Here is a 25,097-nt window from a genome sequence, read left to right as displayed (position 1 = left end):
TTGTCTTGGTCCCATTGGCGCGACACAAGGCGCGGCCGGCGGCTCCGCGCCGGCGCTTCCGCCCCGCAGAGCCGACCATGACGCCACGATCAGACGCCCTTGCCACGCCGGACGCACCCGCTGCCGCTTCGGTCCGCCGCCTCCCGGCCGCCGCCCTGGCGGCGCTGGTGATCGCCGCCGTCTGCGCCGCGACCCTTCTGGGCGCCGTGTTCTTCGAGACCGTCGTCGGCGTGCCGCCCTGTCCGCTGTGCACCCAGCAACGCATCCCGCACATGATCGCGCTGCCGGTGGCGCTGCTGGTGGCGGCGGCGGCGTGGCGGCGGGCGCCGCGGGCGCTCGTCGTCGCTGGATTGGTGGTGCTGCTGGTGCTGCCGCTGGTGTCGGGCGGGATCGGCGCCTATCACGCTGGCATCGAGTGGGGCTTCTGGCGCGGCCCGGGCGACTGCACCGGCGAGATCGCGCCGTTCGGCAATGCCGGCAGCCTTCTCACCCAGATGCAGCAGACCTCGGTGATCCGCTGCGACGTGGTGAGCTGGCGATTTCTCGGCCTGTCGCTCGCCGGCTGGAACGTGGTGATCTCGACGGCACTGGCGGGCGTCGCGCTCGCCGGCCTGATCCGGACGGTGCGACGGGGCGCCTGACCCGGCGCTCCGGGTCGGCGAGCCGCGGTCAGGCCCGGCCGGGGCGATCGTCGTCGCGGTCGCGGGCGCGGCCGCGCAGCAAGGTGCGGCGCCAGCGCTGACGCAGCGCGAAACGGCAGCGCTCGATGTCGTCGGCGGTGGCCTGGGCGGCGCGGTCGAGCCCGCGCAAGGCATCGAGGATCTCGTCGACCGCGACCGGCCGCAGCGGGCCGGCGCCCCCGGCCTGCTCGGCGGCGTCCGAGGCCCAGGCGATCAGGATCGCCCGCTTCTCGGCGATGCTGAGGTCGGGATCGTCGACCACCGCGGCCGGCTGCACGAAGGCATGGGCCGGATGCAGCATGGCGTCGAGATCGAGATCGGAGGAGGCGCGCCGCAACGGCGCCGACGGGATCGTTCGCATCGAGCGTTCTCCCGGGGCCGCCGATCGTGCCGGGGCCCACGCAGTATTCACAAAATGTCGGTCCGGGCCGGGGTGCCCGGCGGCTCCCGTCTCGGCCGCGGCATGCCGGCCTGCATCTCCGGCGCGCCTGCGCGGTCGGCTCGCGACGTGCCAACGGCTGCTTGTACGGACGGGCTACCACCCGCGACCGATCCTGACTGCCCGATTTAGAAGGGTGGCCAGGAGAGTCAACAGGAAACGGAACAAATCACACCCATCGGGGCTGTCCGGGCGGTCAAACCTGCTTGCGTCGATTTGCGACCCCATGTACTTTGCAATGTAAAGTCGCTGGAGGGGGCGATGAGGGATTTGGAGAAGGCGCTGGCCGATATTCACGCCATCAAGGCGCAGCTCGCGCGCGACAGCGAGTTCCGCGGCTGGGGGCCGGCCACCGTGGCGCTGACCGGCCTGATGGCGATGGCGGCGGCGCTCGCTCAGGCGGCCTGGCTGCCGGCGCCGGCCGAGACGCCGGCCGGCTGGCTCGCCCTGTGGATCAGCACCGCGGTGCTCGGCATCGCGGTCACCGCGGCCGAGACGGTGACGCGGTCGCGCCGGCTGCATTCGCGCCTCGCCGACGAGATGATCCACACCGCCGCCATGCAGTTCCTCCCCGCCGCGGTGGCCGGCGCCCTGCTGCCGGTGGTGCTGGCGCGGGCGGCGCCCGACGTCCTCTGGATGCTGCCGGGACTCTGGCAGGTGGTGTTCGGGCTCGGCCTGTTCGCGGCGAGCCGCGCCCTGCCGCGGGCGGTCGCGGCGGTCGGCGCCTGGTACCTCGTCTGCGGCCTGGTGGTGCTGGCTGTCGCGGCGGAGGAGCGTGCGTTCGCCGCCTGGACCATGGGGGTGCCGTTCGGCATCGGCCAGCTCCTGTTCGCCGCCGTCATCCACCGCGCCCTGGGAGAGGCCGACCCCCATGGCTGAGACCCGCAAGCCCGGCCCCGAGGCCGCCCCGCCGGGCCGCTTCGCCTACGAGGGGCTCGACCGCGTCATGCACGAGAAGGCGCGCCTCGGCCTCCTGACCTCGCTGATGGCGCACCCGCCCGGTCTCGCCTTCGCGGACCTCAAGCAGCTCTGCGGCCTCACCGACGGCAATCTGAGCCGGCATCTCCAGGTGCTGGCGGAGGCCGGGCTGGTCGAGATCCTGAAGGGCTACGATCACAACCGGCCCCACACGGTGTGCCGCATCACGGCCGACGGGCGCCGCCGCTTCCTCGACTATCTCGCCGTTCTCGAAGGGGTGGTGCGGGACGCGGCCGCCGCGGCCGGACCCGGCACGCTCCGCCGCGATCTCGCCGACGACCCCGCGCCCGCCTGATCTCCGGCGGCCTCCACCCAACGTCTCCGCGTCGATCACCGTCTCAGCACACAGGCTCCCCATGTCCGTCCCCGTCACGACTCCGAGCGGCATCCTCCCGGCCGGGCCGCGGCACGTCGCCATCGTCATGGACGGCAACGGCCGCTGGGCGACCGCCCGCGGCCTGCCGCGCACCGCCGGCCATCGCGAAGGGGTGGAGGCGGCGCGACGGGTGGTCGAAGCGGCGCCGCGGCTCGGCATCCGCACGCTGACGCTGTTCGCCTTCTCGTCCGACAACTGGCGCCGGCCGGCCGCCGAGGTGGCGGCCCTGATGGGGCTGCTGCGCCGTTTCGTGCGCAACGAGACGAGCCGGCTGGCCGAGGCCGGCGCCCGCCTCACCACCCTCGGCCGGCGCGACCGCCTGCCTTCCGGCCTCGCCGATGCGATCGCGGCGGCCGAGCAGGCGACCGCCGGCGGCACCCGCCTGCATCTGCGCGTCGCCCTCGACTACTCGGCGCGTGACGCCATCCTGGATGCCGCCGTGCGGGCCGCCGCGCTGCCGGCGGTGACCCGCGACGCCTTCGCCCGATTGCTGGCCGGTGGTGACGGGACCGGCGAGCCGGTTCCCGACGTCGACCTGATGATCCGCACCGGCGGCGAGCAGCGCTTGTCCGATTTCCTGCTGTGGGAATCGGCCTATGCGGAGCTCTTGTTCGTGCCGCGGCTGTGGCCGGACTTCTCCGCCGACGACCTGGTCGCGGCGGTCGCCTGGTTCGCCGGCCGCGAGCGGCGCTTCGGCGGGCTCGGGGCCGCATCCGATGCGGTGCCGCGCCCGCCCGCGGCGGCCGGCTGTGTGCCCCTGGTGCCGACCGCGGCGTGACGACGCGAGCGACCCGGTTGCGGCCGGACGTCGCTCGCGCGATCCTCTCGCTCGACAGGGCGGTCGTGCGACCGCGGGGTAGGGGGCCGTCATGTATTTCCCGGTGCTGGTCGAGATGATCGCGGCGGGTGCGATCGTCGCCGCGACGGTGGTCTGGCATGTCGGCTGGGGTCGCGGGCAGGATGCCGTGCGGCTCGCGGCCCTGCGGGCCCGCCGCGGCGCTTCACCCGACGCGGCGCCGCCGCGCCCCGTGCGGCTGCCGCCACCCCGCGCCGCAGCATCCCGCGTCGCACCCCGCCCCGTCTCCCGCCCGCAGCCGTCCCGTCCTCAGCCGTTCGACTCCAAGCCGCCCGCTTCTTCGCCGCCCGCTTCTTCGCCGCCCGCCTCTTCGCCGCCCGCCGCGTCGTGGCCTCGCCCAGAACCGCCGCGCGCGGCGATGCCCCGCCCCGCCACCCCGTCGCCGGTCCGTCCGCGATCGTCGTCGCGAATCCGCACCAGCGCGCCCCTGCCATCCGGCTCGCCCGAACAGCCGCTCTCACAACCCGGTCCGCTCTCACAGCCCGGCTCGCCCGAACAACAACATGGCGGTGAACCGTCATCGCCCCCTTGGAGGAACGACATGGCCCTGAAGAACCTTCTCGTCCATCTCGACGGCGGCCCGCGCACCGCCGAGCGGCTGGCGCTCGCGGTGCGCCTCGCCGTGCGTCACGGGGCGCGGCTCTCCGGCGTGTTCGCCCAGCTCGCCGAGGCACACCGGGTCGGAGTGGTCGCCGATTGGCCGCCCGCCGCCTATGCCGAGGCTGCGGCCGCGAGCCGCGACGCCTTCTCGGCGGCGGCCCGCGATCTGCCGGAGGCCGAGTGGATCGACCTCAACCGCGGTGGCGAGGAGGAGATTCTTCACCGCTTCGCGGCGCTCGCCGGCTATTTCGATCTGACCGTCTTCGGCCAGTTCGACGAGACGGCGCGCCGGACCGTCCCGGCCGAGCTCGCCACCCATGTCGGCACGGTCTCGGGCCGGCCGGTGCTGGTGATTCCCTATGCGGGCCACTTCCCCGATGTCGGCCGCCGGCCGTTGTTCGCCTGGAGCGAGACGGCGAGCGCCGCGCGGGCGCTGGAGGACGGCCTGGCGCTGGTGCAGCCCGAGGCCGAGGCGCTGGTTCTCTATGCCCACGAGCGCGACCAGCGCAGCGAGTTCGCCGAGCGCACCATCGCGCATCTCGCCCGTCACGGCGTGACCGCTCAGTTCGAGCCGTTCCTGATCGAGGACGAGTCGCTGATGGACGTGATCCTCAACTTCGCGTCCGACCACGGTGCCGACCTGATGACGCTGGGGCTCGGCGGCCGCGGCCGCAGCAAGCCGACGCTGCGCGAGCTGACGGTGCCGGTGCTCTGCGCCGGGTGAAGCGCCGCCCGGTCGGCGGGGCCCCGCCGTCGCTCCTCCTGCCGTGCCGGCAGGTGGGCGGCGGCTGCGGCCGGCTTAGAGCCCGTTTGGACACTCCGACGGGGCTGCGGCGGAGCCGATTTCGGCCGATCCGGCAGGAGCCGATCGAAGGGCGTACCAGGGAGTACGGTCGAGATCGGCGACGCACCGGGCGGCCGAAAGCGGCCTGGCCCCTGAACTCGGGCTCGCCCGAGTTCAGCTCGTCATGTGACGCAAGTCGGGCAAGCCCGACTTGCGGGGTCGCGATGCGAACGCCGGCCGCGGCGTCGAGAATCTCGCCGATATCCCGATATCGGCGTCGCTTCTCTCCTGGCCTCCGGCTGTTCGCATTGCGACGCAACCTCCGTCCGAGTTTCCAAACGGGCTCTTACGGGTCGAGCTCGGTGTCCCAGTACAGGTAGTCCATCCAGGACTCGTGCAGGTAGTTGGGCGGGAACAGGCGGCCGTTGCGGTGCAGGTGCGTCACAGACGGCTGGAACGGGAGCTGCCCCGGCCGCATGCCCGCCTCGCTCGGCGTCTTGTTGCCCTTGCGCAGGTTGCAGGCCGCGCAGGCGGTGACGACGTTGTCCCAAGTGGTCTGGCCGCCGCGCGAGCGCGGGATCAGATGATCGAAGGTCAGATCGTCGTGGTCGCCGCAGTATTGGCAGGAGAAGCGGTCGCGCAGGAAGACGTTGAACCGGGTGAAGGCCGGATTGGTGGTCGGCTTCACGAAGGTCTTCAGGGAGACGACGCTGGGCAGCCGCATCTCGAACGAGGGGCTGTGCACCGCCTTGTCGTAGTGGGCCACGATGTTCACGCGGTCGAGGAAGACCGCCTTGATGGCATCCTGCCAGGACCACAGGGATAGCGGGTAGTAGCTCAGCGGACGGAAGTCGGCGTTGAGCACCAGGACCGGCCATCCGCTCGGTGAGGTATGAGCGTTCAACGACCCTCCAACCTGTTCGTTGGAACCTTGTTCGTTGGATCGCCGCAGCGCGACCGCTGCAGCGCAGCAACCAGCACCCCCGTATCTTATAGGCAGGCGTGACAGGGTTGTGAAGCGGCGTCGCCCCTCCTCGAATTTTCGTGAAAGCGCCGTCGGATGGGCGGCCCGGCCGCATGCGGCCGGGCGGCCGCCGGGCGGCGGCCGGTGCAAGCCCGGTCAGCGACGGCCGAATCGCCCGGCCAGGAACGCGCCACCGAGCCGCAAGCCGTCCTCGTCGATGCCGTGGCCGATCCCGTAGGAGATATGCCACTCGGTCGGGATGTCGAGCGAGGCCAGGGCGCTGGCTGCCATCGGCAGGGCCTGCACCGGGATCAGGTCGTCGTCGGCGCCGTGCACCAGCAGGATCGGCGGGCGCGACCGCACCGCCCCGGCGACCGCCGCGGCCGCCTCCGGCCCGCCATCGCCCGGCAGCACGAAGATGCCCGAGTAACCGATGATGGCGGCGGGCGGCACCGCACGGCGCAGCCCCACATGCAGCGCCATCATGGTGCCCTGGCTGAAGCCGACCAGCGCCAGCGCCTCGCCCGGCAGGCGGTGGCGCGCCAGCTCCTGGTCCAGGAAGGCGTCGAGCCCGGGGCCGGCCGCCTCGACGCCGCGCCAGCGCTCGCCGGGCTCGCGGAAGGTGAGCGGGAACCACTCGCGGCCGACCGGCGCCTGCCCGCACGGGCGCGGCGCGTGCGGGGCCACGAAGGCGGTGCCGGGCAGCACGTCCTGCCACATGCGGCCGATGTCGATGAGATCGTTGCCGTCCGCTCCGTAGCCGTGAAGGAACACGACCAGCCGCCGCGCCGGGCCGCCGCCGCGCGGCTCCAGCCGGGGACCGTCGATCGCTGGCGCCACGTCGTCCTCCTCTCAGACCGGGCTGGGGGCCGCCGGCGGCACCGCCTCGCGCCCCTTCGCGGTGCGATAATAGGTCCACAGCAGGAAGGCCGCCACTCCGCGCCAGGGCCGCCACGGCTCGGCGAGCACCACCAGTTGCCGGGCGGTGGGCCGGGCGTCGAGCCCGAAGGCGAGGCGCGCCGCCTCCTGGAGCGCGAGATCTCCGGCGGGCCAGGCGTCGGCGTGGCCGAGGCAGAACAGGAGATAGCTGTCGGCGGTCCACGGCCCGATGCCATGCACCGCGCACAGGGCCTCGTGCGCCGCGTCGGCCGGCAGGGTGGCGAGCCCGTCGAGGTCGAGGCTGCCGTCGCGAATCGCCCGGGCGATCGCCTTGAGAGCCTTGATCTTGGGGGTCGACAGCCCGACCTGCGCCAGCCGGGCCGGGCGGGCGCGGACGATCGCGGCCGGCTCGAACGGATCGATCGCCGCGAACAGCCGTGCCCCGATGGCGGCGGCGCTGGCGGTCGACACCTGCTGGCCCACCACGATGGCGGCGAGCCCGGCGAAGCCGGCGGCGCGGCGCCGCAGCGGTGGCGCTCCCCCGGTCGCCAGCACGGCGGCGAGGCGCGGATCGGCGGCGACCAGGCAGGCGAGGCCGTGGGCGAGGTCGGCCTCGCTGTCGATGCGATGAACGGGAGCGGGCTCGCAGCCGGCTGGCGGAGGCACGGGGGACGCGACGGACGACGGCATGGCCGAGAGATAGGCGCACCGGGCGGCCGGCTCAAACCCGATTTGCCGACGCTCGCGGGCAGGCGTCGCGCGCCGCCGCCTGATCCGCCCTCGTCCGCCAGGAGATGCAGCGGTATCGGGGTCCCTGTCGGGCGCCGGGTGCCATCCGCCACGACATCGCCTATAAGATCGCTGCAATGGGCGTTGCCCCGGCCGCGGTCCCCGCCGGCCGGCCCCGACGAGAGCCGATGGATTCGCTCGATCGATACGTGTTCAAGACCGGCTTCAGCGCCTTCCTGATGGTGCTGTTCGGCCTGACCGGCGTGATCTGGGTGACCCAGATCCTGCGCCAGATCGACCTCATCACCGGCCAGGGCCAGACCGTGCTGATGTTCCTGTCGATCACGGTGCTGATCATCCCGACCCTGATGCTCATCCTCGCCCCGATCGCCATGCTGATCGCGGTGGTCTATACGCTGACCAAGCTCAACAACGACTCCGAGCTGGTGGTGATCAGCGCGGCCGGGGTGTCGCCCTGGCGGCTGTTCCGCCCCTTCATCCTGCTCGCCCTGGTGGTGTCGCTGGCGGTGGCGTTCATCGGCACCTGGCTGTCGCCCCGTCTCCAGCGCGAGATGAACGAGCGCCTGTCGAAGATCCGCGCCGATGTGGTGGCCAACATCGTGCGGCCCGGCACCTTCACTTCGATCGAGCGCGGGCTGACCTTCCACATCCGCGAGAAGCGCAGCGACAGCCAGTTCGGCGGCATCCTCATCGACGACTTCCGCAACCCGGCCGAGCGGGCCACCATCCTGGCCGAGCAGGGCAACATTCTCCAGACCGGCCGCGGCACCTATCTGGTGATGACCGACGGCTGGGTGCAGCGCCGCCGCGCCGCCGACCGCGATCCCACCATGGTGAAGTTCGAGCGCTATGCGTTCGACCTGTCGCCGTTCACGTCGGGCGGCCGGGTCACGTTCGGGTTGCGCGAGCGCTATTTGTGGGAGCTGCTGTTCCCCGATCCCGACGACAAGCTGCTCAAGACCGCGCCCAACCAGTTCCGGGTCGAGCTGCACGACCGCCTGGTGGCGCCGCTCTATCCGCTCGCCTTCGTGATGATCGCCTATGTGTTGATGTGCACGCCGCGCTCGACACGCCAGGGCCGGGTGATGTCCACCGCGGTCGTCATCCTCGGCGTGTTCGGGCTGCGCATTCTCGGCTTCGCCGCCATGGCGGCCGGGCAGGGCACGCCGATCGTGCTCTACCTGCTCTACCCGGTCCTGTTCGGGGCGATCGGCCTCGGCCTGTTCGCCATCTACACCGGGCGCGGGCTCGACTTCGAGCCGCGGCTCGATCTCGGCGCCCTGCGCGACCGGCTGCTGGCGCGGTTCTCGCGCCCGGCGATGCGGTGACGGGGGCCGGGCGGGTTCCGCCGGTGCGACCATGCGGCTCGCCTTCGCGATCGTGAAGCTCTTCCCTGGCGGCGGCCTTCAACGCGATGGCCTGGCGCTCGCCCGCCTCTTGAGGGCGCGCGGCCATGCGGTCGAGATCGTCACGGCCGAGCGGGCGGCCGGCGATTACGCCGACGATCTGCCGGTGCGGATGCGGCCGGTGGCGGCGCGCACCAATCACGGCCGCCAGGCCTGCTTCGCCGCGGCCCTCGCGGCGATCGCCGGCGACTACGATGCCGTGGTCGGCTTCAACAAGCTGCCCGGCCTCGATGTCCTCTACTGCGCCGATCCGTCGATCGCGGCCCGGATGGCGGCGGCGCCCTGGCTGGGGCTGCTGCCCCGCTACCGCGGCTTCCGGGCGCTGGAGGCGGCCTGCTTCGCACCCGGCCGGCCGACCCGGCTGCTGATGCTGGCGGCGCCGCAGGCCGACGCCTATGCGGCCGCCTGGGGCACCGAGCCGGAGCGTATCACCGTGCTGCCGCCGACCGTGGCGGCGGCCCGTCGCCAGCCCGGACTGCGGACCGACGGCACCCGGGTGGCGCTGCGCGAGGGGCTCGGCCTGGCGGACGCGACGGCGTGGCTCGCAGTCGTGGTGCAGCCCGCCACCAAGGGGCTCGACCGCACCGTGCGGGCGCTCGCCGGCCGGCCGGAGGCGTGCCTGCTGGTGGCCGGTCTGGCGGCGGGCGACCGCGCCGCCCGCGACACGGTGCGGCTCGCCAGCCGGCTCGGCGTCGCCGACCGCATCCGCTGGCTGGGCCATCGCGAGGACATGCCGGCCGTGATGGCGGCGGCCGACCTGCTGGTGCATCCGGCTCGCCTCGACACCACCGGGACGGTGATCCTGGAGGCGGTGGTCAACGGCCTGCCGGTGATCGCGTCGGCGGTGTGCGGCTATGCCCCCCATGTGGCGGCGGCCGATGCCGGGCTGGTGCTGGCCGAGCCGTTCGATCCCGCCGCCTTCGCGGCCGCGCTGGGGCAGGCCGCCGACCCGGACCGGCGGGCCGCGTGGTCGCGCCACGGCGCCGTCTACGGAGCGCGTCCGGACCTCTATGCCGGGCGCGAAAGGGCGGCCGACCTCATCGTCGCGGCGGTGGCGGGGCGTGGCTCCGCAGCGGCGGCTGCCTCCGGAGCCGCAGCTCAGGCGGCGCCGCCGGCGGCGTAGCGCCAGGCGAGGGTGGCGGCGCGCGCCGGGTGCAGCCGGAGCGCCGCCCACAGGAGCCGCAGGGCTGTGGCGCCGCGTGGCCGGTCGGTCCGCCCGAGCAGGGCCGCGATGGCCCGCTGGGCCAGCTTGCGCTCACGATGCGACAGCGGCTCGGGCGAGGCCAGTAGCGGCGACAGGTCCGCCGGCAGGGTGACGGGGCGGGGCGCCGCCGGGTCGGCGAGCGCCAGCAGCCGATAGAGCCGCGCCGTCGCCGCGAAGAAGGCCCCGTCGCAGGCCGGATCGGCCCAGTCGGGCGGGTCGCGCAGGTCATCCGCCGGATCGGGGCTCCCGGCCCGCCGCGCCGCCGCGGCCTGCTGGGCGAGCCGCACCGAGAAGCACTGCCGCACCTCCTTGCGCAGCGTGACGTTGCTGTCGTGCCAGCGATAGCGGATCAGCGGCTCCGGCAGATTGGCCACCTCGGCCACCTCGGCGATCCTCAGCCACAGGTCGTAATCCTCGGCCGCCTCGAAGGCGGCCCGGTAGCCGCCGAGCTGGCGCACCAGGTCGGTCGGCATCGTCACCGACGAATGGATGAAGGGGTTGGTGCGCCGCAGCAGGGTGACGAGCCGCTGCGAGTCGGTCTCCGGGGTGAGCCGCCCGAGCGCGGCGCCGCCGGCGTCGATAGTCTCGGCCCAGCTTCCCAGCAGCCCGAGCCGGGGCCGTGCCTCCAGGGCGGCGACCTGGCGTCGCAGGCGGTTCGGGGCGGCGAGGTCGTCGGCATCGAGGCGGGCGATGTAGCGGCCGCGCGCTTCCGCCACCGCGCAGCCGAGTGCCGCCACGAGCCCGCGCCCCTCCGGCCGCAGCACCCGCACCCGGGCGTCGCGGGCGGCCGCCGCCGCCAGAATCGCCGGCGTCGCGTCGGTCGAATGGTCGTCGACCGCCACCAGCTCGAATGCGGAAAAATCCTGCGCCAGAACGCTGTCGACGGCGGCGCCCAGGAAGGCCCCGCCGTCGCGCACCGGCATCACCACCGAAACCCCGATCTCCATGAGGGGTTAGTATAGGCACACCGGGCCGGAGCGACGACCCCCGCGACGGGAGCGGGGGGCGGCGCCGCGCAGCGGAACACTGGCGCAAGCGCAGCCGATTCCGTATGAGGGAGCCATGCCCCGCGCGATGTCGGACTATTCGTTGCTCGAGTGGGCCCGGTTGCGCCCGCTGATGCAAGCCCTCAAGACGGCCCGCTACCGGGCCGTCGACAAGGCGTATCGGAGCCGTCCCGCGGTGATCGGGGACGTCGCCGCGATCGCGCGCGAGATCGCCGGCCGCAACGTGCTGGTGACGGTGGCGTTCGCCGACGTCAACGCGGCGCGCTGGCAGATCGCCCTGGTCCGCCACTACGTGCCGGGGGTGGTGCATGTGCTGGTCGACAACTCGCCGACCGACGAGGTCGCGGTCCGCATCTGCCGGGTCGCCGAGGCCGAGGGCGCGCGCTATCTGCGGCTGCCGCGCAATCCGTGGACCGGCAAGTCGCCGAGCCGCTCGCACGGGCTCGCCCTCAACTGGACCTGGCACAACCTGATCCGTCCGGCGGAGCCGCACGCCTTCGGCTTCATCGACGACGATCTCTTCCCCACCGCCCACGACGATCCGTTCGCGCCGCTCGCCGAGCAGGACGTCTACGGCCAGGTGCGCCGGATCGGCGAGCGCTGGTTCCTGTGGGCGGGCTTCTGCATGTTCCGCTTCGACAAGGTGGCGGCGCTGCCGCTCGACTTCGGGCAGGACTGGTTCATCGGCCTCGACACCGGCGGCGGCAACTGGGAGCCGCTGTACAGCCGCCTCGATCTCGCGACGCTCCGCGAGGCGGAGACCCGTTTCGTGCCGTTCCGCGACGACCTCGCCGTCGCCGACGGGCCGTTGCAGTGGGTCGGGACCTGGCTGCACGAGGTCGGGCTGATGGGGCGGCCGGAGCTTTTCGACGAGAAGCGCGGGACCGTTGAGGCGCTGATCGCGCCGCATCTCGCGGCGGCGATGCGGCCCTTCATCGAGAAGGAGACGGCGTCGTCACCCTGACGCGCCCGCCGCCCATGCCTGATTCGACCTGTCCGAATGCCGCCGGCGACGAGGCCACGCCGACCATCGTGGAGATCGGCCACACCGGCTTCATGCAGGCCGCGTTTCCCGACACCACGGAGTTCTGGTCGACCTGGCCGGACGAGACCAGCGAGGACCCCGCACGCGGGCGCCGGCTGCCGACCTTCGCCAATCTGCGCGAGCTGGCCGGCCGGCTCGCCGACCCGGCGGTCGACCTCGTCGTCGTCCATGCGCTGAGCTGCGCCCCGTGGTCGCCGCGCGGGTTGGGGCGGACCGTGTTCCGCCGCAGCCTCCTGCGTGGCTCGGTGCCGTTCGCCCGCGCCTTCGCGCCGCAGCTCCTGCGCGGCCGCGTGGCGGCGCCGATCGCGGTGCTCGACTTCGACGATCCCGCCGTGGTCGATCGCGCCAACGTGTTCCTGCTCGACCGTGCCAGCGTCTACTTCAAGCGCGAGCTGCCGCCCGACGCCTGGCAGGCGTTCACCGGCACGCTGCACTGGCGGGTGCCGACGCCACGCTTCCGTCGCGTCGCCCGCCACCGGCGCCGCATGGAGAAGCTCGCGCCGTTGTCGCTCGGGCTGCCGCTCGCGGTGTTCTCACGGCCGCGGCCGGCCGTGATTCCGCCGGCCGAGAAGACCGCCGACGTGTTCTTCGCCGGCCGCGTGGCGGATTCCTCGACGGTGCGCGAGCGCGGCCTCGCCGAGCTCGTCGCATTGCGTGACGAGGGGATCGTGGTCGACATTCCCGACCAGCCTTTGCCGCTCGACGCCTATCTGGAGCGGCTCGCCCGCGCCCGCCTGGTGTGGACGCCGGAGGGCTATGGTTGGCAGTGCTTCCGCCTCTACGAGGCGGCGCTGTGCGGCTCGGTGCCGCTCGCCAACCGGCCGACTATCCTTCAGCACGCGCCGCTCGTCGATGGCACTCACGCCCTCTACTACGACCCGGAGCCCGGCGGTCTCGCCCGCGCGGTGCGGGCGGCGCTCGCCGCGCCCGATCGCCTCGCCGCCATCGCGGCCGCCGGCCGCGCCCATGTGCTCGCCCACCACACGCCGGCGGCGATCGCCCGCCACGTCGTCGCGACGACGCTGGAGCGGACGGGCTGCCCCGGCGGGGCCGGGTGCCGCTGAGGCGGTCCATCCGAAGCAGCGGTCACATGAATGTCGTACTGGTGCGAAACCACCTATGCTCGGGCTAGTACAGTTGCAATTTTATCCTCTTAAATCTCGATGATCTCTAATAAATCCGACGCATTCATGAGACGCTGGATATCGGTCTTTAGTACTTTATTTTGCCGCTGGGACACGGTAGGCAAAACGTGATGCGGCAGTCCGCACCGTGCAGGCTGTGAATTCTGTGGCGCGTGCGCCGATGGCATCGCGCGGGATCAACGAATGTTCTTAATTCGCAAATACAGAAAGTTTCGCGCCTCCTACCATAACTTCCGGGTCACGATCAGGGGGAGCCGTTTCGATGACCTACGGAATTATATCGATCATCGATTGGCGGACTTGAAGCGCCGTGACGATTCACAGGCAACGGCTCACTCGGTGGCTCGGCTGGAGGGCGCAAGCCGCCACCCTGACGGCGCCGTGGCGGTGATCTCCTGCATGCCGCCAGCCGAGACCGGCATCGCCACCTGCACGCTGCTGACGTTCCGGACCGCCGCCTATCCGGTCGACATCTTCGCCGCCTATGGCTCTATTGCGGACTATCTGCTCGGCGTCTCCGATCCGCGCCTGTGCGACGGCCCTCTGCGCTTGTTCGAGCTCGGCAGCCTGCCGGTCGCCCACGGACGGGTCGGCTACCGGGCCGAGGTGCTGGTGATCGGCAACTCCGACCACAACGTTCCCTTGATGATGCAGCTTCGTCAGGCTCGCCGCTTCCCGACAGCGATGCCGCTGATCGTCCACATTCACGATGCCTGCCTGCTCAACCTGTGCAAGCGCGTGATGGAGGCGGAAGGGCGCGACTTCCGTCGCGCGCTCTGTACGCATTATGGCCTCGATCCAGTTCGAAGCTTCGATTTCGATCGCCTCTTGGCCGACGGCATCCACGGCCTGCGCCCACTGTTTGCCGACCTCGGAGTCGACGCCATCGTGGTGAACTCGCAGGCGGCCGCCGAGATGGTGGCGAGCGAACTGCCCGACGTGCCGCTCCATGTTCTGTTCCACCCCTTTCTGCCGGTCTCACGCCGGGCGCCGAACGTGCCTGCCGCGGGCTCGCTGCGGATCGGCAGCTTCGGCGTTGCCGGAGGAGCCAAGCGGACCGATCTGGTGGTCGATGCCTTCCGGATACTCCGCCGGGACGAGCCGGACGCCCGGCTAGTGCTCGCCGGCTTCGACATGGCGGCCTATGCGGCGGCGCACGGCCTGCGGCCCCAAGACGGATTCGAGATCCACGATTCGCCCACCGACGCCGCCTTCGATGCGTTGCTCCAGTCGGTCGACGTCGCCGTGCAGCTCCGCCTCAGAAGCCTGGGCGAAAGCTCGGGGCCGATCTCGCGCCTTTTGCAGATCGGCAAGCCGGTGATTCTCTCCAACATCGGCAGCTTTGCCGACTATCGTGATGTTGCGCGCGCCGTCGACGAGCCGCTGGAGCCGGCCGATCTCGCCCGCATCATCCTGGAGGAACGAACGATGTCGCGGGATCGTCAGGTCCGGCTCGACGCCTTCCGCAAGGCGCACGCGCCCGACCTGTTCTGTCGGCGCCTGGGCGAGGTGATCGATGGGGTCACCCGGTCGCGCGACCAGGATGTCGGCTCGGTGGCCGATCTGACTGGACGGAAAGCCTCGCGATGAAGAGCACGGATCGGGTGGACGCCGTCCTGAGTCAGCTCGACCAGGGCCGCGAGCCCTACTACCAGCAGCACCGATCGCGTTACGCCGCCACGCTGGAGGCGCTGCTGCGCATGCGCTGCCGCGGCGGTGCCGCGCTGGAAATCGGCTACACGGACCTGTTCCTGTTTCTTCTCGGCGCCGATCTGGAGATGCGAGCCGTCTACGGCACCGAGTTCCGGGCCGACAGCGAGGCGGTCGGGAGCCGTCGTCACACCGTCACGGCAGACGGGACGACCATCGATGCCACCATCGTTCGCGTCAACATCGAGGACGAGCCGCTGCCGCTGGCCGACGCGATGTTCGATCTGGTGATGTGCTCGGAGGTGCTGGAGCACATGGACGTCGACCCGATGTATGCGCTCGCCGAGTTCAACCGGGTGCTCAAGCCCGGCGGCCACTTGTTCGTGTCGACGCCGAACAGCACCTCGTACGCGATGGTCGCCAAGGTGATCGAGGGTTACCGGCCGCATTTCTACATGCAGTATCATCGGGATCGAAACCGCTACCGACACAATTTCGAGCACGACTGCCATAGCCTGCTGACCCTCACCCGAGCGGCCGGCTTCGAGACCGAGGAGCTGGACACCTACGACGTGTTCGAGCCGCCGCATCCGGTCGGCATCGAGTACTGCCGGCGCTTCGGCTTCAGCCATCGCTTCCGCGGCGACTGCCTCTTCTACATCGGCCGCAAGGTCGGCGGTGTGGTCGACCGCCATCCGGCCGGTGTCTACGTCTGAGGAAGCGTTCGGAAGCCGGATGTCGTGTGTCCGCCGCGGTGGTCGCGCGGGACCGGCCCAAGCGACCTGCACGAGCTGGAGGCCTGGCCGCCGGTGTGCTCGCGCTCGCGCGAGCCCGCCGGCTTCGATCGTGTGAGCGAGGCCGCTCGCCACGCGGTTGGACGCCGCGGGCCCGATCGACTACAGTCCGGCGCGCCTTCCGTCCGGCCTGCGAGCGAGTCGTCTATGAACAGTATTTTCAAGCAGTTGGCGGCGCCGCTGGCGCGTCTCGGGACGCGCCTTCTGGCGCGCCTGGCGGCGCCCCGGGCGGAGGCCGATCCGACCTCCACCCTGGTGGTGGTCCGGCGCCTTCTGCTCGAGTTCGGCCGTGGCCACGCCAAGAGCTACGGCGTCTCCTTCGCGTTCATGGGGCTCGGGGCCGCCTGCACGGCCGCCACCGCCTACCTGATCGGCTCGGCGGTCAATCAGGTCTATGTCGACCGCAGCTTCTACGGCGTCGCCGCCGTGTCGGTCGCCGCCGTGGTGATCTTCGTCGTCAAGGGAATCGCCACCTACGGCCAGGCGGTGACGCTGGCGCGTATCTCCAACCGCATCATCGCCGGCAACCAGAAGCGGATGTTCGACCGCCTGGTGCGGCAGTCGATGTCGTTTTTCACCGACAAGCACTCCTCGGAGTTCGTGGCGCGCATCAACTACGGCGCCAGCTCGGCCTCGGGCGTGCTCAATGCGCTCATCACGGCGCTCGGCCGCGATCTCCTGACGCTGGTCGGCCTGATCGCCGTGATGGTCTACCAGCAGCCGCTCCTGTCGATCGTCGGCCTGCTGGTCATGCCGCCCGCCGTGCTGGTGCTGCGCAAGCTGATCAAGCGCGTGCGTCAGATCACCATGACGCAGTTCGGCGGCACCATGCAGATTCTCCAGGCGCTCCAGGAGACCGTGCAGGGCTTCAAGATCATCAAGGCGTTCAATCTCGAAAGCGTCATGCGGGACCGCGTCTACCAGCATGTGGACGCCATCGAGCAGGCGTCCAACAAGCTCGCCCGCGTGCAGAACCGCTCGACGCCCTTGATGGAATCGCTCGGCGGCATGGCGATCGCGGCGGTGCTGCTGATCGGCGGCTACAGCGTGCTGGTGCTCGACGCGACGCCCGGCGGCTTCATCTCCTTCATCACCGCCTTCCTGCTCGCCTACGAGCCGGCCAAGCGCATCGCGCGGCTGAATCTGGAGCTGCAAGCGGGCCTCGTCGGTGTGCGCATCCTGTTCGAGCTGCTCGACCTGCCGACCCCGCCGTCCGACAGCCGCACGGCCGAGCTGGTCGTCGGCGATGGCCACGTCCAGTTCGAGAACGTCGGGTTCGCCTACCGGCCGGGCGACCCGGTGCTCAAGGGCGTGTCGTTCGACGCCAAGCCGCGGGTCGTCACCGCCTTCGTCGGCGTGTCCGGCGGCGGCAAGTCGACGCTGTTCAACCTGCTGCTCGGCCTCTATCGGCCGCAGGCGGGCCGCATCCTGATCGACGGCCAGGACATCGCCGAGGTGTCGCCGGACTCGCTGCGCCGCGCCATCGCCTATGTGGGCCAGGACGTGTTCCTGTTCCACGGCACCATCCGCGAGAACATCGCGCTCGGCCGCATCGGCGCCACCGAGGCGGAGATCGTGGCGGCCGCCAAGGCGGCCTACGCGCACGACTTCATCATGGGCTTTCCGGCCGGTTACGACACCAAGGTGGGCGAGCAGGGCGCCCAGCTCTCCGGCGGCCAGCGCCAGCGCATCGCCATCGCCCGGGCGCTGGTGCGCGACGCCCCCATCATCCTGCTCGACGAGCCGACCGCGGCGCTCGACAGCGAGGCGGAGTCCTTCGTCCAGGCCGCCATGGCCGAGCTGACCAAGGGGCGCACCACCCTGGTGATCGCGCATCGCCTCTACACCATCGCGCATGCCGACCGCATCCATGTGGTCGAGAACGGCGAGATCGTCGAGGTCGGCCGCCATGAGGAGCTGCTGCGCAAGGGCCAGCGCTACGCGACCTTCTACCAGCTCCGCCTCTCCGACCAGCCGGAGACCGACGACGGGGCGGCGCCCGCCGACGGAGCTGCCGCCGATCTGCGCGCCGTCGCCGGCTGAGCCGCCGATCGAGGCCGCCCCATGACGCGCGATCCGGCCGGCATCCTGGCGGCATGCGATGCGCGCGGCGTCGCCACCCTGACGCTCGACCGCCCCGACAAGGGCAACGCCTACGATCGCCGCATGCTCGACCTGCTGGCGGCGGGCATCGCCCGGTTCTCGGCCGACCCTGCCGTGCGGGTGCTGGTGCTGCGCGGCAATGGCCGGCACTTCGGCGTCGGCGGCGACATTCTCGGCGATCCCAGGGCGCATGCCGGGCGCGACGACGGCGGCCCACTGATGCTGGACGTGTGCCTGGCGCTCGATGCCTGCCCGAAGCCCACCGTCGCGCTCGTGCACGGCGCCTGCATCGGCGGCGCCTTCGCGCTCGCCGCCTGCTGCGACGTGCTGCTGGCGGCCGACGATGCCATGTTCGCGGTGCCCGAGCTGCGGCTCGGCTTCCCGGTCGCGCCCTATGTGCCGCTGTTCGAGCGGGCGCTCGGGGCGCGGGCGCTGCGCCGCCTGCTGATCACCGGCGAGCGGATCGGGGCCGCCGAGGCGCTTCGCCTCGGGGTCGCGCATCGCGTCTGCGCCGTGGCCGAGATGGAGGCGGCGCTGGCGGCGCTCGTCGACGAGGTGATGCTGTCGGCCCCGCAGGCGACGGCTGCCGCCAAGGCGGATCTGCGAAGGCTCGCCGGCCTCGCGCCCACCGCGGCGCTGATCGACACCTTGCAGCCGGAGTTTCGCCGCGGCTTCGAGGCGGCGGAGGGCGTCGAAGGGCGGGCGGCCTTCCGCGACAAGCGGCGGCCCGCCTGGGCGCCGAAGGGGGAGTGAGGTCCGGCCGCCGCTGCGGCGACCGCGGCGAGGGCGCTCGTCAATCGAGGCGGCGGGCGGCGCCGGGCAGGCCGGCGAGCGCCAGCCGGGTCAGCCGCTCGGCGATGCGGTCCACCGCGGCCGCGTCGAAGCGGAGCCCGAACGGCGCCCCGCCGAGGGCCTCGCGGCTGCGCACGAACGGCATCGCCTGGTTCATCAGCCACACGGTCGCCACCGCGATCTCCTCCTGGCTCGCCTCCGGCGGCAGCACCCGGCGCGCGATGGTGGCGGCGGTCGCCAGCACCGGCGAGCGGCCCGAGGCGAGGAACTGCTTGTAGGGCCGCGACGGCGCCAGATCCTCCCAGGCGAACACGCGGAGGCAGCGGCCGATGGTGTTCCGTCGCAGCACCGGGCGGAGCTGGTGACGGATCATGTCGCGCAGCATCGCCTCGGGGCTGCGGTCGTCGTCGGCCATGGGCGCGTCCCCCTCGCCCGCGAAGGCGGCGGCCGCGAGGCCCAGGACCTCGTGATAGAGCCCCTCCTTGTTGCCGAAATAGTGCTTCACGGCGGCCGGGTTGGTGCGGGCGCGCTGGCAGATGCGGCGGACCGAGGCGCCGGCATAGCCGTGCTCGGCGAAGACCGTCAGGGCCGCCCGCAGCAGCCGCTCGCGGGTCGTGGGCGGGCGGCGCACCGATGCCGGCGCGAGATCGTGGAGGGTCGATTCCATGCGGGCCCCCTGCTGGGCACCGGCCGCGCCCGGGCGGGCGTGGGCCGGAGCGAGATGGCGGACGTCCGCAGCCGACACCCGAGCGGGCGTGAGCGCGGCGGACGGCGTCGAGCCGGGGCCGTGGAGAAGCGCGATGTGGCCGTCGTCGCCGGAGCGGGACCCGGCGCGACGGTGGCGGGCGTGGTGGTGGTCGAACGACGTGCGGGCGAGCGCCTTACGGTCGAGCGATATGTGGCCGAGCGGCCTGCCGCCGAGCGGCCTGCCGCCAGTGGGCGAGCCGACGTCCGTCGGCGCGACGGATCGCAACCCGGCCCGTCGCACCCGAGACGTCGTGTGCTGTCGACGTATGCGAACGCCGCCGTGCTCCGCAGGAGCCGCGACCAGACGATCATCCCCATTCCCCAGTCCCCGCGCGAATTGAGCCATCGTTTCGTGGCGGAGATTCGGCGCCACGGTGGCGGCCGACCGCGGCTTTGCGGCGGCGCGTTTGCCATAAACCCGGGCAAGCTGCTGCACCATCGAGATTTTCAGAACGAGCCGCCATCCACTCAAGCCGATGTCCGGGGGGCGCGAGACGCTCCGGACACGCTTGCGTCACCCCATTGTCGACGGCGAACCGGGTCCCACTTCGCCGGAAAGTGCTCTAACAAGCCGGCGAGGGAGGACGGCGGTGAGCGAACGAATCGAGGTTACCTATCGGGTGCGGGCTGCGGCCGACACGGTGGCGGCGCGCGCCGCCGCGCTGGCGGTCGAGCAGAGCGTCGAGATGCCGGTCGGCGCCATCGCGGACGCGGCGATCCGCGACGCCTATGTGGGGCGCGTCGAGGCGATCGAGCCGGTGGAGAACGATGCCGGCTGGTTCGCGGTGCGGATCGGTCTCGCCGCCGCCACCGTCGAGCACGACGCCGGACAGTTGATGTCGATGCTGTTCGGCAACTCGTCGCTGCACGACGACGTGGTGCTTCACGACATCGCGCTGCCGCCCGCCATGGGGGCGGGATTCGGCGGGCCGCGCCACGGCATCGCCGGGCTGCGCGAGCGCATCGGCGCCCACGACCGCGCCCTCACCGCGACGGCGCTGAAGCCGCAAGGGCTGTCGCCGGCGGCGCTCGCCGATCTCGCCGGCCGCTTCGCCCGCGGCGGCATCGATCTCGTCAAGGACGACCACGGCATCGCGGATCTCGCCTATGCGCCGTTCGCAGCGCGGGTGCCGGCGATCGCCGCGGCGGTGCGGACAGCCTGCCGCGACACCGGCCACACCACGCTCTACGTCCCCAATCTGTCGGGTGATCTCGACCACATGCGCGACCAGATCGCGGTGGCGCGCGCCGCCGGGCTCGCCGCCGTGATGATCGCCCCCATGGTGGCGGGCTTCGCCACGGTGCGGCGCCTCGTCGCCGAGAATCCCGACATGGTCGTCCTGGCGCATCCCAGCCTCGGCGGGGCCGCGCGCATCGCGCCGCCGCTCCTGTTCGGGACGCTGTTCCGGCTGATCGGCGCCGACGCGGTGATCTTCCCGAATGCCGGCGGGCGGTTCGGCTGGCCGCGCGAGACCTGCCTGGCGCTCGCCGACGCGGCGCGGCGGCCATGGCACGGCTTGGCGCCGAGCCTGCCGGTACCGGCCGGCGGCATGACGCGCGCCCGGGTGCCGGAGCTGCTCGATCTCTATGGGCGCGACGTCATGCTGCTGATCGGCGGCGCGCTGCTCGAAGCCGGGCCGCGGCTGGTCGAGGCGACCGCCGACTTCGTGGCCGCGGTGCGCCGGCACGACTATATGGGGGACAGCCCGTGAACGAGATCGGTCCCGCGTGAGGCAGCCATGACCACCGACATGCAAGCGAACGTCCGCAAGGCCGCCGACGACTACCAGTGGGAGGGCGTCGAGCGGATGCCCTACAAGGAGGACGAGCGCGCCCTGTTCAAGAGGGTGACGCGCCAGATCCTGTTCTCCGATCCGGCCCTCGACGGCGAGCTGCGCTACTTCGAGGTGGCGGCCGGCGGCTTCTCGACGCTGGAGCGTCACGAGCACGTCCATGCCGTGATGATCTTCCGCGGGCACGGGCACTGCCTGGTCGGCGACAGCGTGCGGGCGGTGGCCGAGCGCGACCTCGTCTACATCCCGCCGATGACCTGGCACCAGTTCCGCGCCACCGGCGCCCAACCGCTCGGCTTCCTCTGCCTCGTCAACGCGCGCCGCGACAAGCCGCAGCTTCCGACCACCGACGATCTCGCGGCGCTCGCCCGCGACCCGGCCATCGCGGCCTTCTTGAACGGGACGCCGACCACCGCGGCGTGACGACGCGCGTACTCGCCGTCCGCTACGCGGGCGCCGGCTCCCGCGCGCCGAACGCGGCCTCCATGTCACGGCGCGCCCGTACCGCGACGTCGCCGTCGTCGACCGCCACATCGTCCCAGGTCAGGGCGGCACCGGCCGGCACGTCGCGCCGCATCGGTATGCTGTGAGCAAGGCCGAGCGGCAGCAGGCCGGCGGCGAGCGACGCCGCGGCCGGTGTCTGCCGGCCCCAGACGCAGAAGCCGCCTTCACCATCGAGGATCTCGCCCTGGCGCAGCGCCCGCTTGGCGATCGCCACCACGTCGGAGCGGAAGCCGGTGGGCGCGCCGGTCGGCTCGCGGCGCAACGCCGCGCTCGCCACCGAGATGCCGAGCTCCAGCCCGATCATGTGGATCGGCCGGTACAGCGCCGCGTAGCGCCCGCTGGCGTCGGGCAGCATGGCGTACTCCGTGAAGCAGCGCCGCGCGTACTCGGTCTCGCCCTCGATCACCACATAGGTGCCAAGCGCCAGATGGTGCGGCACGTCGTGGCCCTGGCGGTCGACCGAGGACACCACCTCGGTGACACCGGCCTTCTCCAGCGTGCCGCCGTCGCGCTCCGGCTTGCAGACATCGGCGAGCACGAAGCGGCTCGCCGGCGGGAAGCGCAGGCCGTCGCTCTGCGGCACCAGCCCGGTGGCGTTGCACACCGCCGTCATCTCGATCGCCGACTTGGTGCCGTCGATGAAGGAGTTGAACATCTTCGGATTGATCGAGCCGCGGTCGGTGATCATCAGATACTTGTCGAGGATGTCCCACACGGTGTCGGGCGTCGAGGCGTGGTAGTGGGGCTCGTAGCGGGTGCCCTTGCCGGCGGCGACGACGCGGAACCCGCAGGCGCGCGCCCAGTCGACATGCTCGCAGATCAGCGCCGGCTGGTCGCCCCAGGCGAGGCTGTAGACGACGCCGGCGGCCGTCGCTTCGCGGGCGAGCAGCGGGCCGGCGAGCGCGTCGGCCTCCACGTTCACCATCACGACGTGCTTGCCGTGGGCGATGGCGGCGCGGGCGTGGCGGATGCCGGCGCCCGGCACGCCGGTCGCCTCGACGATCACCTCGATCTCGGGCCGGGCGATCAGCGCCGCGGCGTCCTGGCTCACATGGGTGCGGCCGCTCGTCAGCGCCTCGGCGAGCGAGGCGGCGGCGCTGCGCTCCGGCTCCCAGCCCGCGGCGGCGAGCTGGCGCCGGGCCCGGGCGACGTCGAGATCCGCGATGCCGACGACATGCAGGCCGCGGGTGAGGCGCGCCTGCGCCAGGAACATGGCGCCGAACTTGCCGGCGCCGACGAGGCCGACCGTGACGGGATGTCCCGTGGCCTCGCGGGCGAGGAGCTGCGTGGCGAGATTCATGGAGCGACACTCTTCATCGTGTTCTGGCGCGGCGGGCCCTGCCGTCGCGAAGGGATGCGCAGATCTCGGCCTGCACATCGTCCTCCATGGGCGTGAGAGCGGCGGGTCTCACATCCCGGCGATCGCCTTCTGATAATAGGACAGGTCGATGTAGTCGGCGGCCGGACGGGTCGGCTTGCCGGTGTGGCGGGTGCGCAGCGCCAGCACGTTCTCGAAGCCCTTCATGTCGAGTGCCGCGTCCTTGTTCATGCCGGCCATCAGCAGATCGTAGCCGGCCGCCGCGATGTCCTCCGGCATCTTCAGGTTCTCGGCGACTAGCCGGATCGCCTCCGCCTTGTTGGCCGGGTCGGCGGCCCAGCGCATCCCCTCGATATAGGCCGACAGGTACTTCACGACAGTCTCGGCGTTGTCGCGGCCCCAGGAGGCGAGCACGAAGCCGGCCGATGCCTGGTAGGGGCCGATCGAGGCGGTCGCCTCGCCCATGTCCTTGAGGCCGGCCTTGGCGGCGCGCAGCGAGAACGGCGGGTTGAGCATGGTGGCCGACAGGGTCTTGTCGGCGAGCAGCGCATCGACCCGCCGCATCGTGGCGCCGACCACCTGCACCGTGTAGTCCTTCTCGCGCTCCAGGCCGGCGAGGCGTAGCATCTCGTAGAGCTGGAACGCATAGGCGGTGTTCGGCGCGTCGACCGCCACGGTCTTGCCGCGCAGGTCGGTGATCGCTCCGATGTCGGGCTGAACGAACAGGCGGTTCATGCCGTTGTCGCCGCCCACCACGATCTTGGCGTCGACCTTCGCCATCTCGACCATGGCGACGGAGTTGTCGGCGGCCGCATGGACGATCTGGAAACGGCCGTCGGCGAGGCCGTTGCGCAGCTCGTCCGAGTTCGGGGCGATCTTCATGTCGACCGCGAGGCCGCGCTTGGCGAACAGCCCCTTCGACTGCGCCACGAACAGCGGCAGGTTCTGCATGCCGGCGAACACCATGATGGTGAGCTTGGTCTCGGCCGTGGCGGGGCTCGATCCGGCGACGAGCGCGAGGGTCGCGGCGGCGGTGGCGAGCTTGCGGAGATGGGACATGCGGGGGCTCCTGGTCGGCGGCGCGAAGGCGTGCGGCCTCGCGGCAGAGGGCGGGACGAACGCGGCGATGTGGACGCGCCGATGCCGACGCGCCGACCTCCGGCCGCGGCCGGAGATCGGGAGCGGCTGCGGAGCGGAGCGTCTAGAGACCGTGAGATCGAGCAGAGCAGACAGGCAGGATCACGCGAAAACCTCCCGTGCGGCGGCTCTCGGTCCGCTCGCCAAGGGACCAGTCTAGAGGCATTTCGCGTCGCGAGGGAACGGCCCACGGGCTAGCGCGCCGTCGCTGCGGCGCGCCGCCGCAGGCAAATGCCGCGGGCCGGCTCGGCGGGTGTCGGTCACGGCGACGCCGTTCGGACGCGCAGACTCAGATGATGTAGAGCGCCGCCACGATGCCGACGAGGAACACGATGAGAAAGACGGTGAACCAGAAGCCCAGCCGCTTCTCGATCGCGGCGCGGGCCTGCGGTCCGTAGCGGTTGAGCAGGAAGGCGCTGAGAAAGAAGCGGGCGCCGCGGGTGACGATGGACAGCAGCACGAAGAGGAGGAAGTTGTAGCCCGCGAAGCCCGACGTGATGGTGACGATCTTGTAGGGAATGGGGGTGGCGCCCTTGATCAGGATGATCCACGAGCCCCATTGCGCGTAGGCTTCGCGGAACGCCTCCACCTTGTCGCCGTAGCCGTACAGGCCGATCAGCCACAGGCCGACCGAGTCGTAGAGGAACGCCCCGATGGCGTAGCCCAGGATGCCGCCCGCCACCGAGGTGATCGTGCACAGGGCCGCGTAATAGTAAGCCTTGTCCGGGCGCGCCAGCGCCATCGGGATCAGCATGGTGTCGGGCGGGATCGGGAAGAACGAGCTTTCCGCGAACGACACCGCGCCGAGGGCCCAGGAGGCGTGCGGCTTGCCGGCGGCGCCCAGGCACCAGTCGTACATCTTTCTCAGCATGACGCCTGCTCGGACCTTCTCCGGCGACGAGGAAACCGGCTCGCCGGCGAGGAGGCGATCCGAGGGCGCCCGTCCGGTCGGTTCGGCGGGCCGGCCCACGCTGTAGCGGGGGCGCCGGCCGTTGTCCATGCCGGCACCCTGCGGCGGCCGGTCGTGCTCAGCCGGTCATGCCCAGCCGGTCATGCGCGGCCGCTCCGCGAAAGATGGCACGTCACGACAAGGGGCGCCGTGTGTGACACGGCGCCCCCTTTGGTTCCTGAGTGGCGGTATGGGGG

General features: G+C 71.8%; 25 protein-coding genes. 15 read left to right on the top strand and 10 right to left on the bottom strand.

All coding sequences use genetic code 11. The annotated features are described in order from the left end of the window. Positions 1-77: 77 nt before the first annotated feature. Positions 78-641: a disulfide bond formation protein B gene (locus tag ACFQUV_RS01755; protein WP_129609325.1), complete on the top strand. Its 564-nt coding sequence runs from the start codon at positions 78-80 to the stop codon at positions 639-641. 28 nt (positions 642-669) lie between these two features. Here the strand turns inward: ACFQUV_RS01755 and ACFQUV_RS01750 are convergent, their stop codons facing one another. After that, positions 670-1,041, bottom strand: coding sequence for a hypothetical protein (locus ACFQUV_RS01750; protein WP_129609326.1), 372 nt, complete (start codon positions 1,039-1,041; stop codon positions 670-672). Positions 1,042-1,380: 339 nt separating this feature from the next. On the opposite strand from ACFQUV_RS01750, the gene ACFQUV_RS01745 reads away from it, so the two are divergent. From ACFQUV_RS01745 to ACFQUV_RS01735, 3 genes are all read left to right on the top strand, one after another. Beyond that, positions 1,381-1,998, top strand: coding sequence for a hypothetical protein (locus tag ACFQUV_RS01745; protein WP_129609327.1), 618 nt, complete (start codon positions 1,381-1,383; stop codon positions 1,996-1,998). Beyond that, positions 1,991-2,392, top strand: a complete 402-nt coding sequence (locus ACFQUV_RS01740; protein WP_111388649.1) for a transcriptional regulator — start codon at positions 1,991-1,993, stop codon at positions 2,390-2,392. Before ACFQUV_RS01745 ends, ACFQUV_RS01740 begins: the two co-directional genes overlap by 8 nt. 61 nt (positions 2,393-2,453) lie before the next feature. Then, positions 2,454-3,251 (top strand): di-trans,poly-cis-decaprenylcistransferase, encoded by a 798-nt coding sequence (locus tag ACFQUV_RS01735; protein WP_129609328.1) that lies wholly within the window; start codon positions 2,454-2,456, stop codon positions 3,249-3,251. A 327-nt stretch (positions 3,252-3,578) separates the two neighbouring features. Here ACFQUV_RS01735 and ACFQUV_RS01730 read toward each other — a convergent pair whose 3' ends face one another. Further along, positions 3,579-3,872, bottom strand: a complete 294-nt coding sequence (locus ACFQUV_RS01730) for a hypothetical protein (RefSeq protein ID WP_129608153.1) — start codon at positions 3,870-3,872, stop codon at positions 3,579-3,581. Here ACFQUV_RS01730 and ACFQUV_RS01725 point away from each other — a divergent pair. Then, on the top strand, positions 3,871-4,653 hold the full coding sequence (locus tag ACFQUV_RS01725; protein ID WP_129608154.1) for a universal stress protein: 783 nt from the start codon (positions 3,871-3,873) through the stop codon (positions 4,651-4,653). The genes ACFQUV_RS01730 and ACFQUV_RS01725 overlap by 2 nt on opposite strands. Positions 4,654-5,059: 406 nt before the next feature. Here ACFQUV_RS01725 and ACFQUV_RS01720 read toward each other — a convergent pair whose 3' ends face one another. The 3 genes from ACFQUV_RS01720 to ACFQUV_RS01710 all read right to left on the bottom strand — a co-directional run bounded on the left by ACFQUV_RS01720 (position 5,060) and on the right by ACFQUV_RS01710 (position 7,222). Continuing rightward, entirely contained in the window at positions 5,060-5,617 is a 558-nt protein-coding gene (locus ACFQUV_RS01720; protein WP_111388260.1) for an HNH endonuclease, read from the bottom strand. Between the two features lie 216 nt (positions 5,618-5,833). Further along, entirely contained in the window at positions 5,834-6,517 is a 684-nt protein-coding gene (locus tag ACFQUV_RS01715) for an alpha/beta hydrolase (RefSeq protein ID WP_129608155.1), read from the bottom strand. 12 nt (positions 6,518-6,529) lie between these two features. Beyond that, positions 6,530-7,222, bottom strand: a complete 693-nt coding sequence (locus ACFQUV_RS01710) for a DNA-3-methyladenine glycosylase (protein ID WP_244601488.1) — start codon at positions 7,220-7,222, stop codon at positions 6,530-6,532. A 251-nt stretch (positions 7,223-7,473) separates the two neighbouring features. Between ACFQUV_RS01710 and lptF the strand changes: the two genes are divergently transcribed. Then, positions 7,474-8,634, top strand: coding sequence for an LPS export ABC transporter permease LptF (gene lptF, locus ACFQUV_RS01705; RefSeq protein ID WP_158859743.1), 1,161 nt, complete (start codon positions 7,474-7,476; stop codon positions 8,632-8,634). A gap of 31 nt (positions 8,635-8,665) precedes the next feature. Then, the gene (locus tag ACFQUV_RS01700; RefSeq protein WP_129608158.1) at positions 8,666-9,835 is read left to right on the top strand and encodes a glycosyltransferase family 4 protein; all 1,170 of its coding nucleotides are present in this window, start codon (positions 8,666-8,668) and stop codon (positions 9,833-9,835) included. Here ACFQUV_RS01700 and ACFQUV_RS01695 read toward each other — a convergent pair. Continuing rightward, complete coding sequence (locus ACFQUV_RS01695; RefSeq protein ID WP_129608159.1) at positions 9,811-10,863, bottom strand: glycosyltransferase; 1,053 nt, start codon at positions 10,861-10,863, stop codon at positions 9,811-9,813. The genes ACFQUV_RS01700 and ACFQUV_RS01695 overlap by 25 nt on opposite strands. 115 nt (positions 10,864-10,978) lie before the next feature. On the opposite strand from ACFQUV_RS01695, the gene ACFQUV_RS01690 reads away from it, so the two are divergent. From ACFQUV_RS01690 to ACFQUV_RS01665, 6 genes are all read left to right on the top strand, one after another. After that, the gene (locus tag ACFQUV_RS01690; protein WP_165363803.1) at positions 10,979-11,887 is read left to right on the top strand and encodes a hypothetical protein; all 909 of its coding nucleotides are present in this window, start codon (positions 10,979-10,981) and stop codon (positions 11,885-11,887) included. A 14-nt stretch (positions 11,888-11,901) separates the two neighbouring features. Beyond that, positions 11,902-13,032, top strand: a complete 1,131-nt coding sequence (locus ACFQUV_RS01685) for a glycosyltransferase (RefSeq protein ID WP_207211401.1) — start codon at positions 11,902-11,904, stop codon at positions 13,030-13,032. Between the two features lie 480 nt (positions 13,033-13,512). After that, entirely contained in the window at positions 13,513-14,703 is a 1,191-nt protein-coding gene (locus tag ACFQUV_RS01680) for a glycosyltransferase family 1 protein (protein ID WP_129608160.1), read from the top strand. Then, positions 14,700-15,479, top strand: coding sequence for a class I SAM-dependent methyltransferase (locus ACFQUV_RS01675; RefSeq protein WP_129608161.1), 780 nt, complete (start codon positions 14,700-14,702; stop codon positions 15,477-15,479). The genes ACFQUV_RS01680 and ACFQUV_RS01675 overlap by 4 nt, the downstream gene beginning before the upstream one ends. Before the next feature lie 225 nt (positions 15,480-15,704). Beyond that, positions 15,705-17,600 carry an ABC transporter ATP-binding protein gene (locus ACFQUV_RS01670; protein ID WP_129608162.1) on the top strand — a complete coding sequence of 632 codons (1,896 nt, stop codon included), beginning with the start codon at positions 15,705-15,707 and terminating at the stop codon, positions 17,598-17,600. A gap of 21 nt (positions 17,601-17,621) precedes the next feature. Beyond that, positions 17,622-18,413, top strand: a complete 792-nt coding sequence (locus tag ACFQUV_RS01665) for an enoyl-CoA hydratase/isomerase family protein (protein WP_129608163.1) — start codon at positions 17,622-17,624, stop codon at positions 18,411-18,413. Between the two features lie 40 nt (positions 18,414-18,453). Here ACFQUV_RS01665 and ACFQUV_RS01660 read toward each other — a convergent pair whose 3' ends face one another. Further along, on the bottom strand, positions 18,454-19,119 hold the full coding sequence (locus tag ACFQUV_RS01660; protein WP_165363804.1) for a TetR/AcrR family transcriptional regulator: 666 nt from the start codon (positions 19,117-19,119) through the stop codon (positions 18,454-18,456). A gap of 670 nt (positions 19,120-19,789) precedes the next feature. Here ACFQUV_RS01660 and ACFQUV_RS01655 point away from each other — a divergent pair. Both ACFQUV_RS01655 and ACFQUV_RS01650 read left to right on the top strand, forming a co-directional pair. Further along, the gene (locus ACFQUV_RS01655) at positions 19,790-20,911 is read left to right on the top strand and encodes a RuBisCO large subunit C-terminal-like domain-containing protein (protein WP_129608165.1); all 1,122 of its coding nucleotides are present in this window, start codon (positions 19,790-19,792) and stop codon (positions 20,909-20,911) included. Positions 20,912-20,938: 27 nt separating this feature from the next. After that, on the top strand, positions 20,939-21,415 hold the full coding sequence (locus ACFQUV_RS01650) for a cupin domain-containing protein (RefSeq protein WP_129608166.1): 477 nt from the start codon (positions 20,939-20,941) through the stop codon (positions 21,413-21,415). A gap of 22 nt (positions 21,416-21,437) precedes the next feature. Here the strand turns inward: ACFQUV_RS01650 and ACFQUV_RS01645 are convergent, their stop codons facing one another. The 3 genes from ACFQUV_RS01645 to ACFQUV_RS01635 form a co-directional block, all read right to left on the bottom strand. Continuing rightward, on the bottom strand, positions 21,438-22,796 hold the full coding sequence (locus tag ACFQUV_RS01645; protein ID WP_129608167.1) for an NAD(P)H-dependent oxidoreductase: 1,359 nt from the start codon (positions 22,794-22,796) through the stop codon (positions 21,438-21,440). Between the two features lie 108 nt (positions 22,797-22,904). Further along, positions 22,905-23,873 carry an ABC transporter substrate-binding protein gene (locus tag ACFQUV_RS01640; protein ID WP_129608168.1) on the bottom strand — a complete coding sequence of 323 codons (969 nt, stop codon included), beginning with the start codon at positions 23,871-23,873 and terminating at the stop codon, positions 22,905-22,907. 367 nt (positions 23,874-24,240) lie between these two features. Then, on the bottom strand, positions 24,241-24,822 hold the full coding sequence (locus ACFQUV_RS01635) for a YqaA family protein (RefSeq protein WP_111385920.1): 582 nt from the start codon (positions 24,820-24,822) through the stop codon (positions 24,241-24,243). Positions 24,823-25,097 lie beyond the last annotated feature (275 nt).

The organism is Rhodoplanes sp. P11, from assembly GCF_964266735.1.
In the GTDB taxonomy this organism is placed as follows: domain Bacteria; phylum Pseudomonadota; class Alphaproteobacteria; order Rhizobiales; family Xanthobacteraceae; genus Rhodoplanes; species Rhodoplanes serenus.
This window is presented reverse-complemented; position numbering and strand designations above follow the sequence as displayed.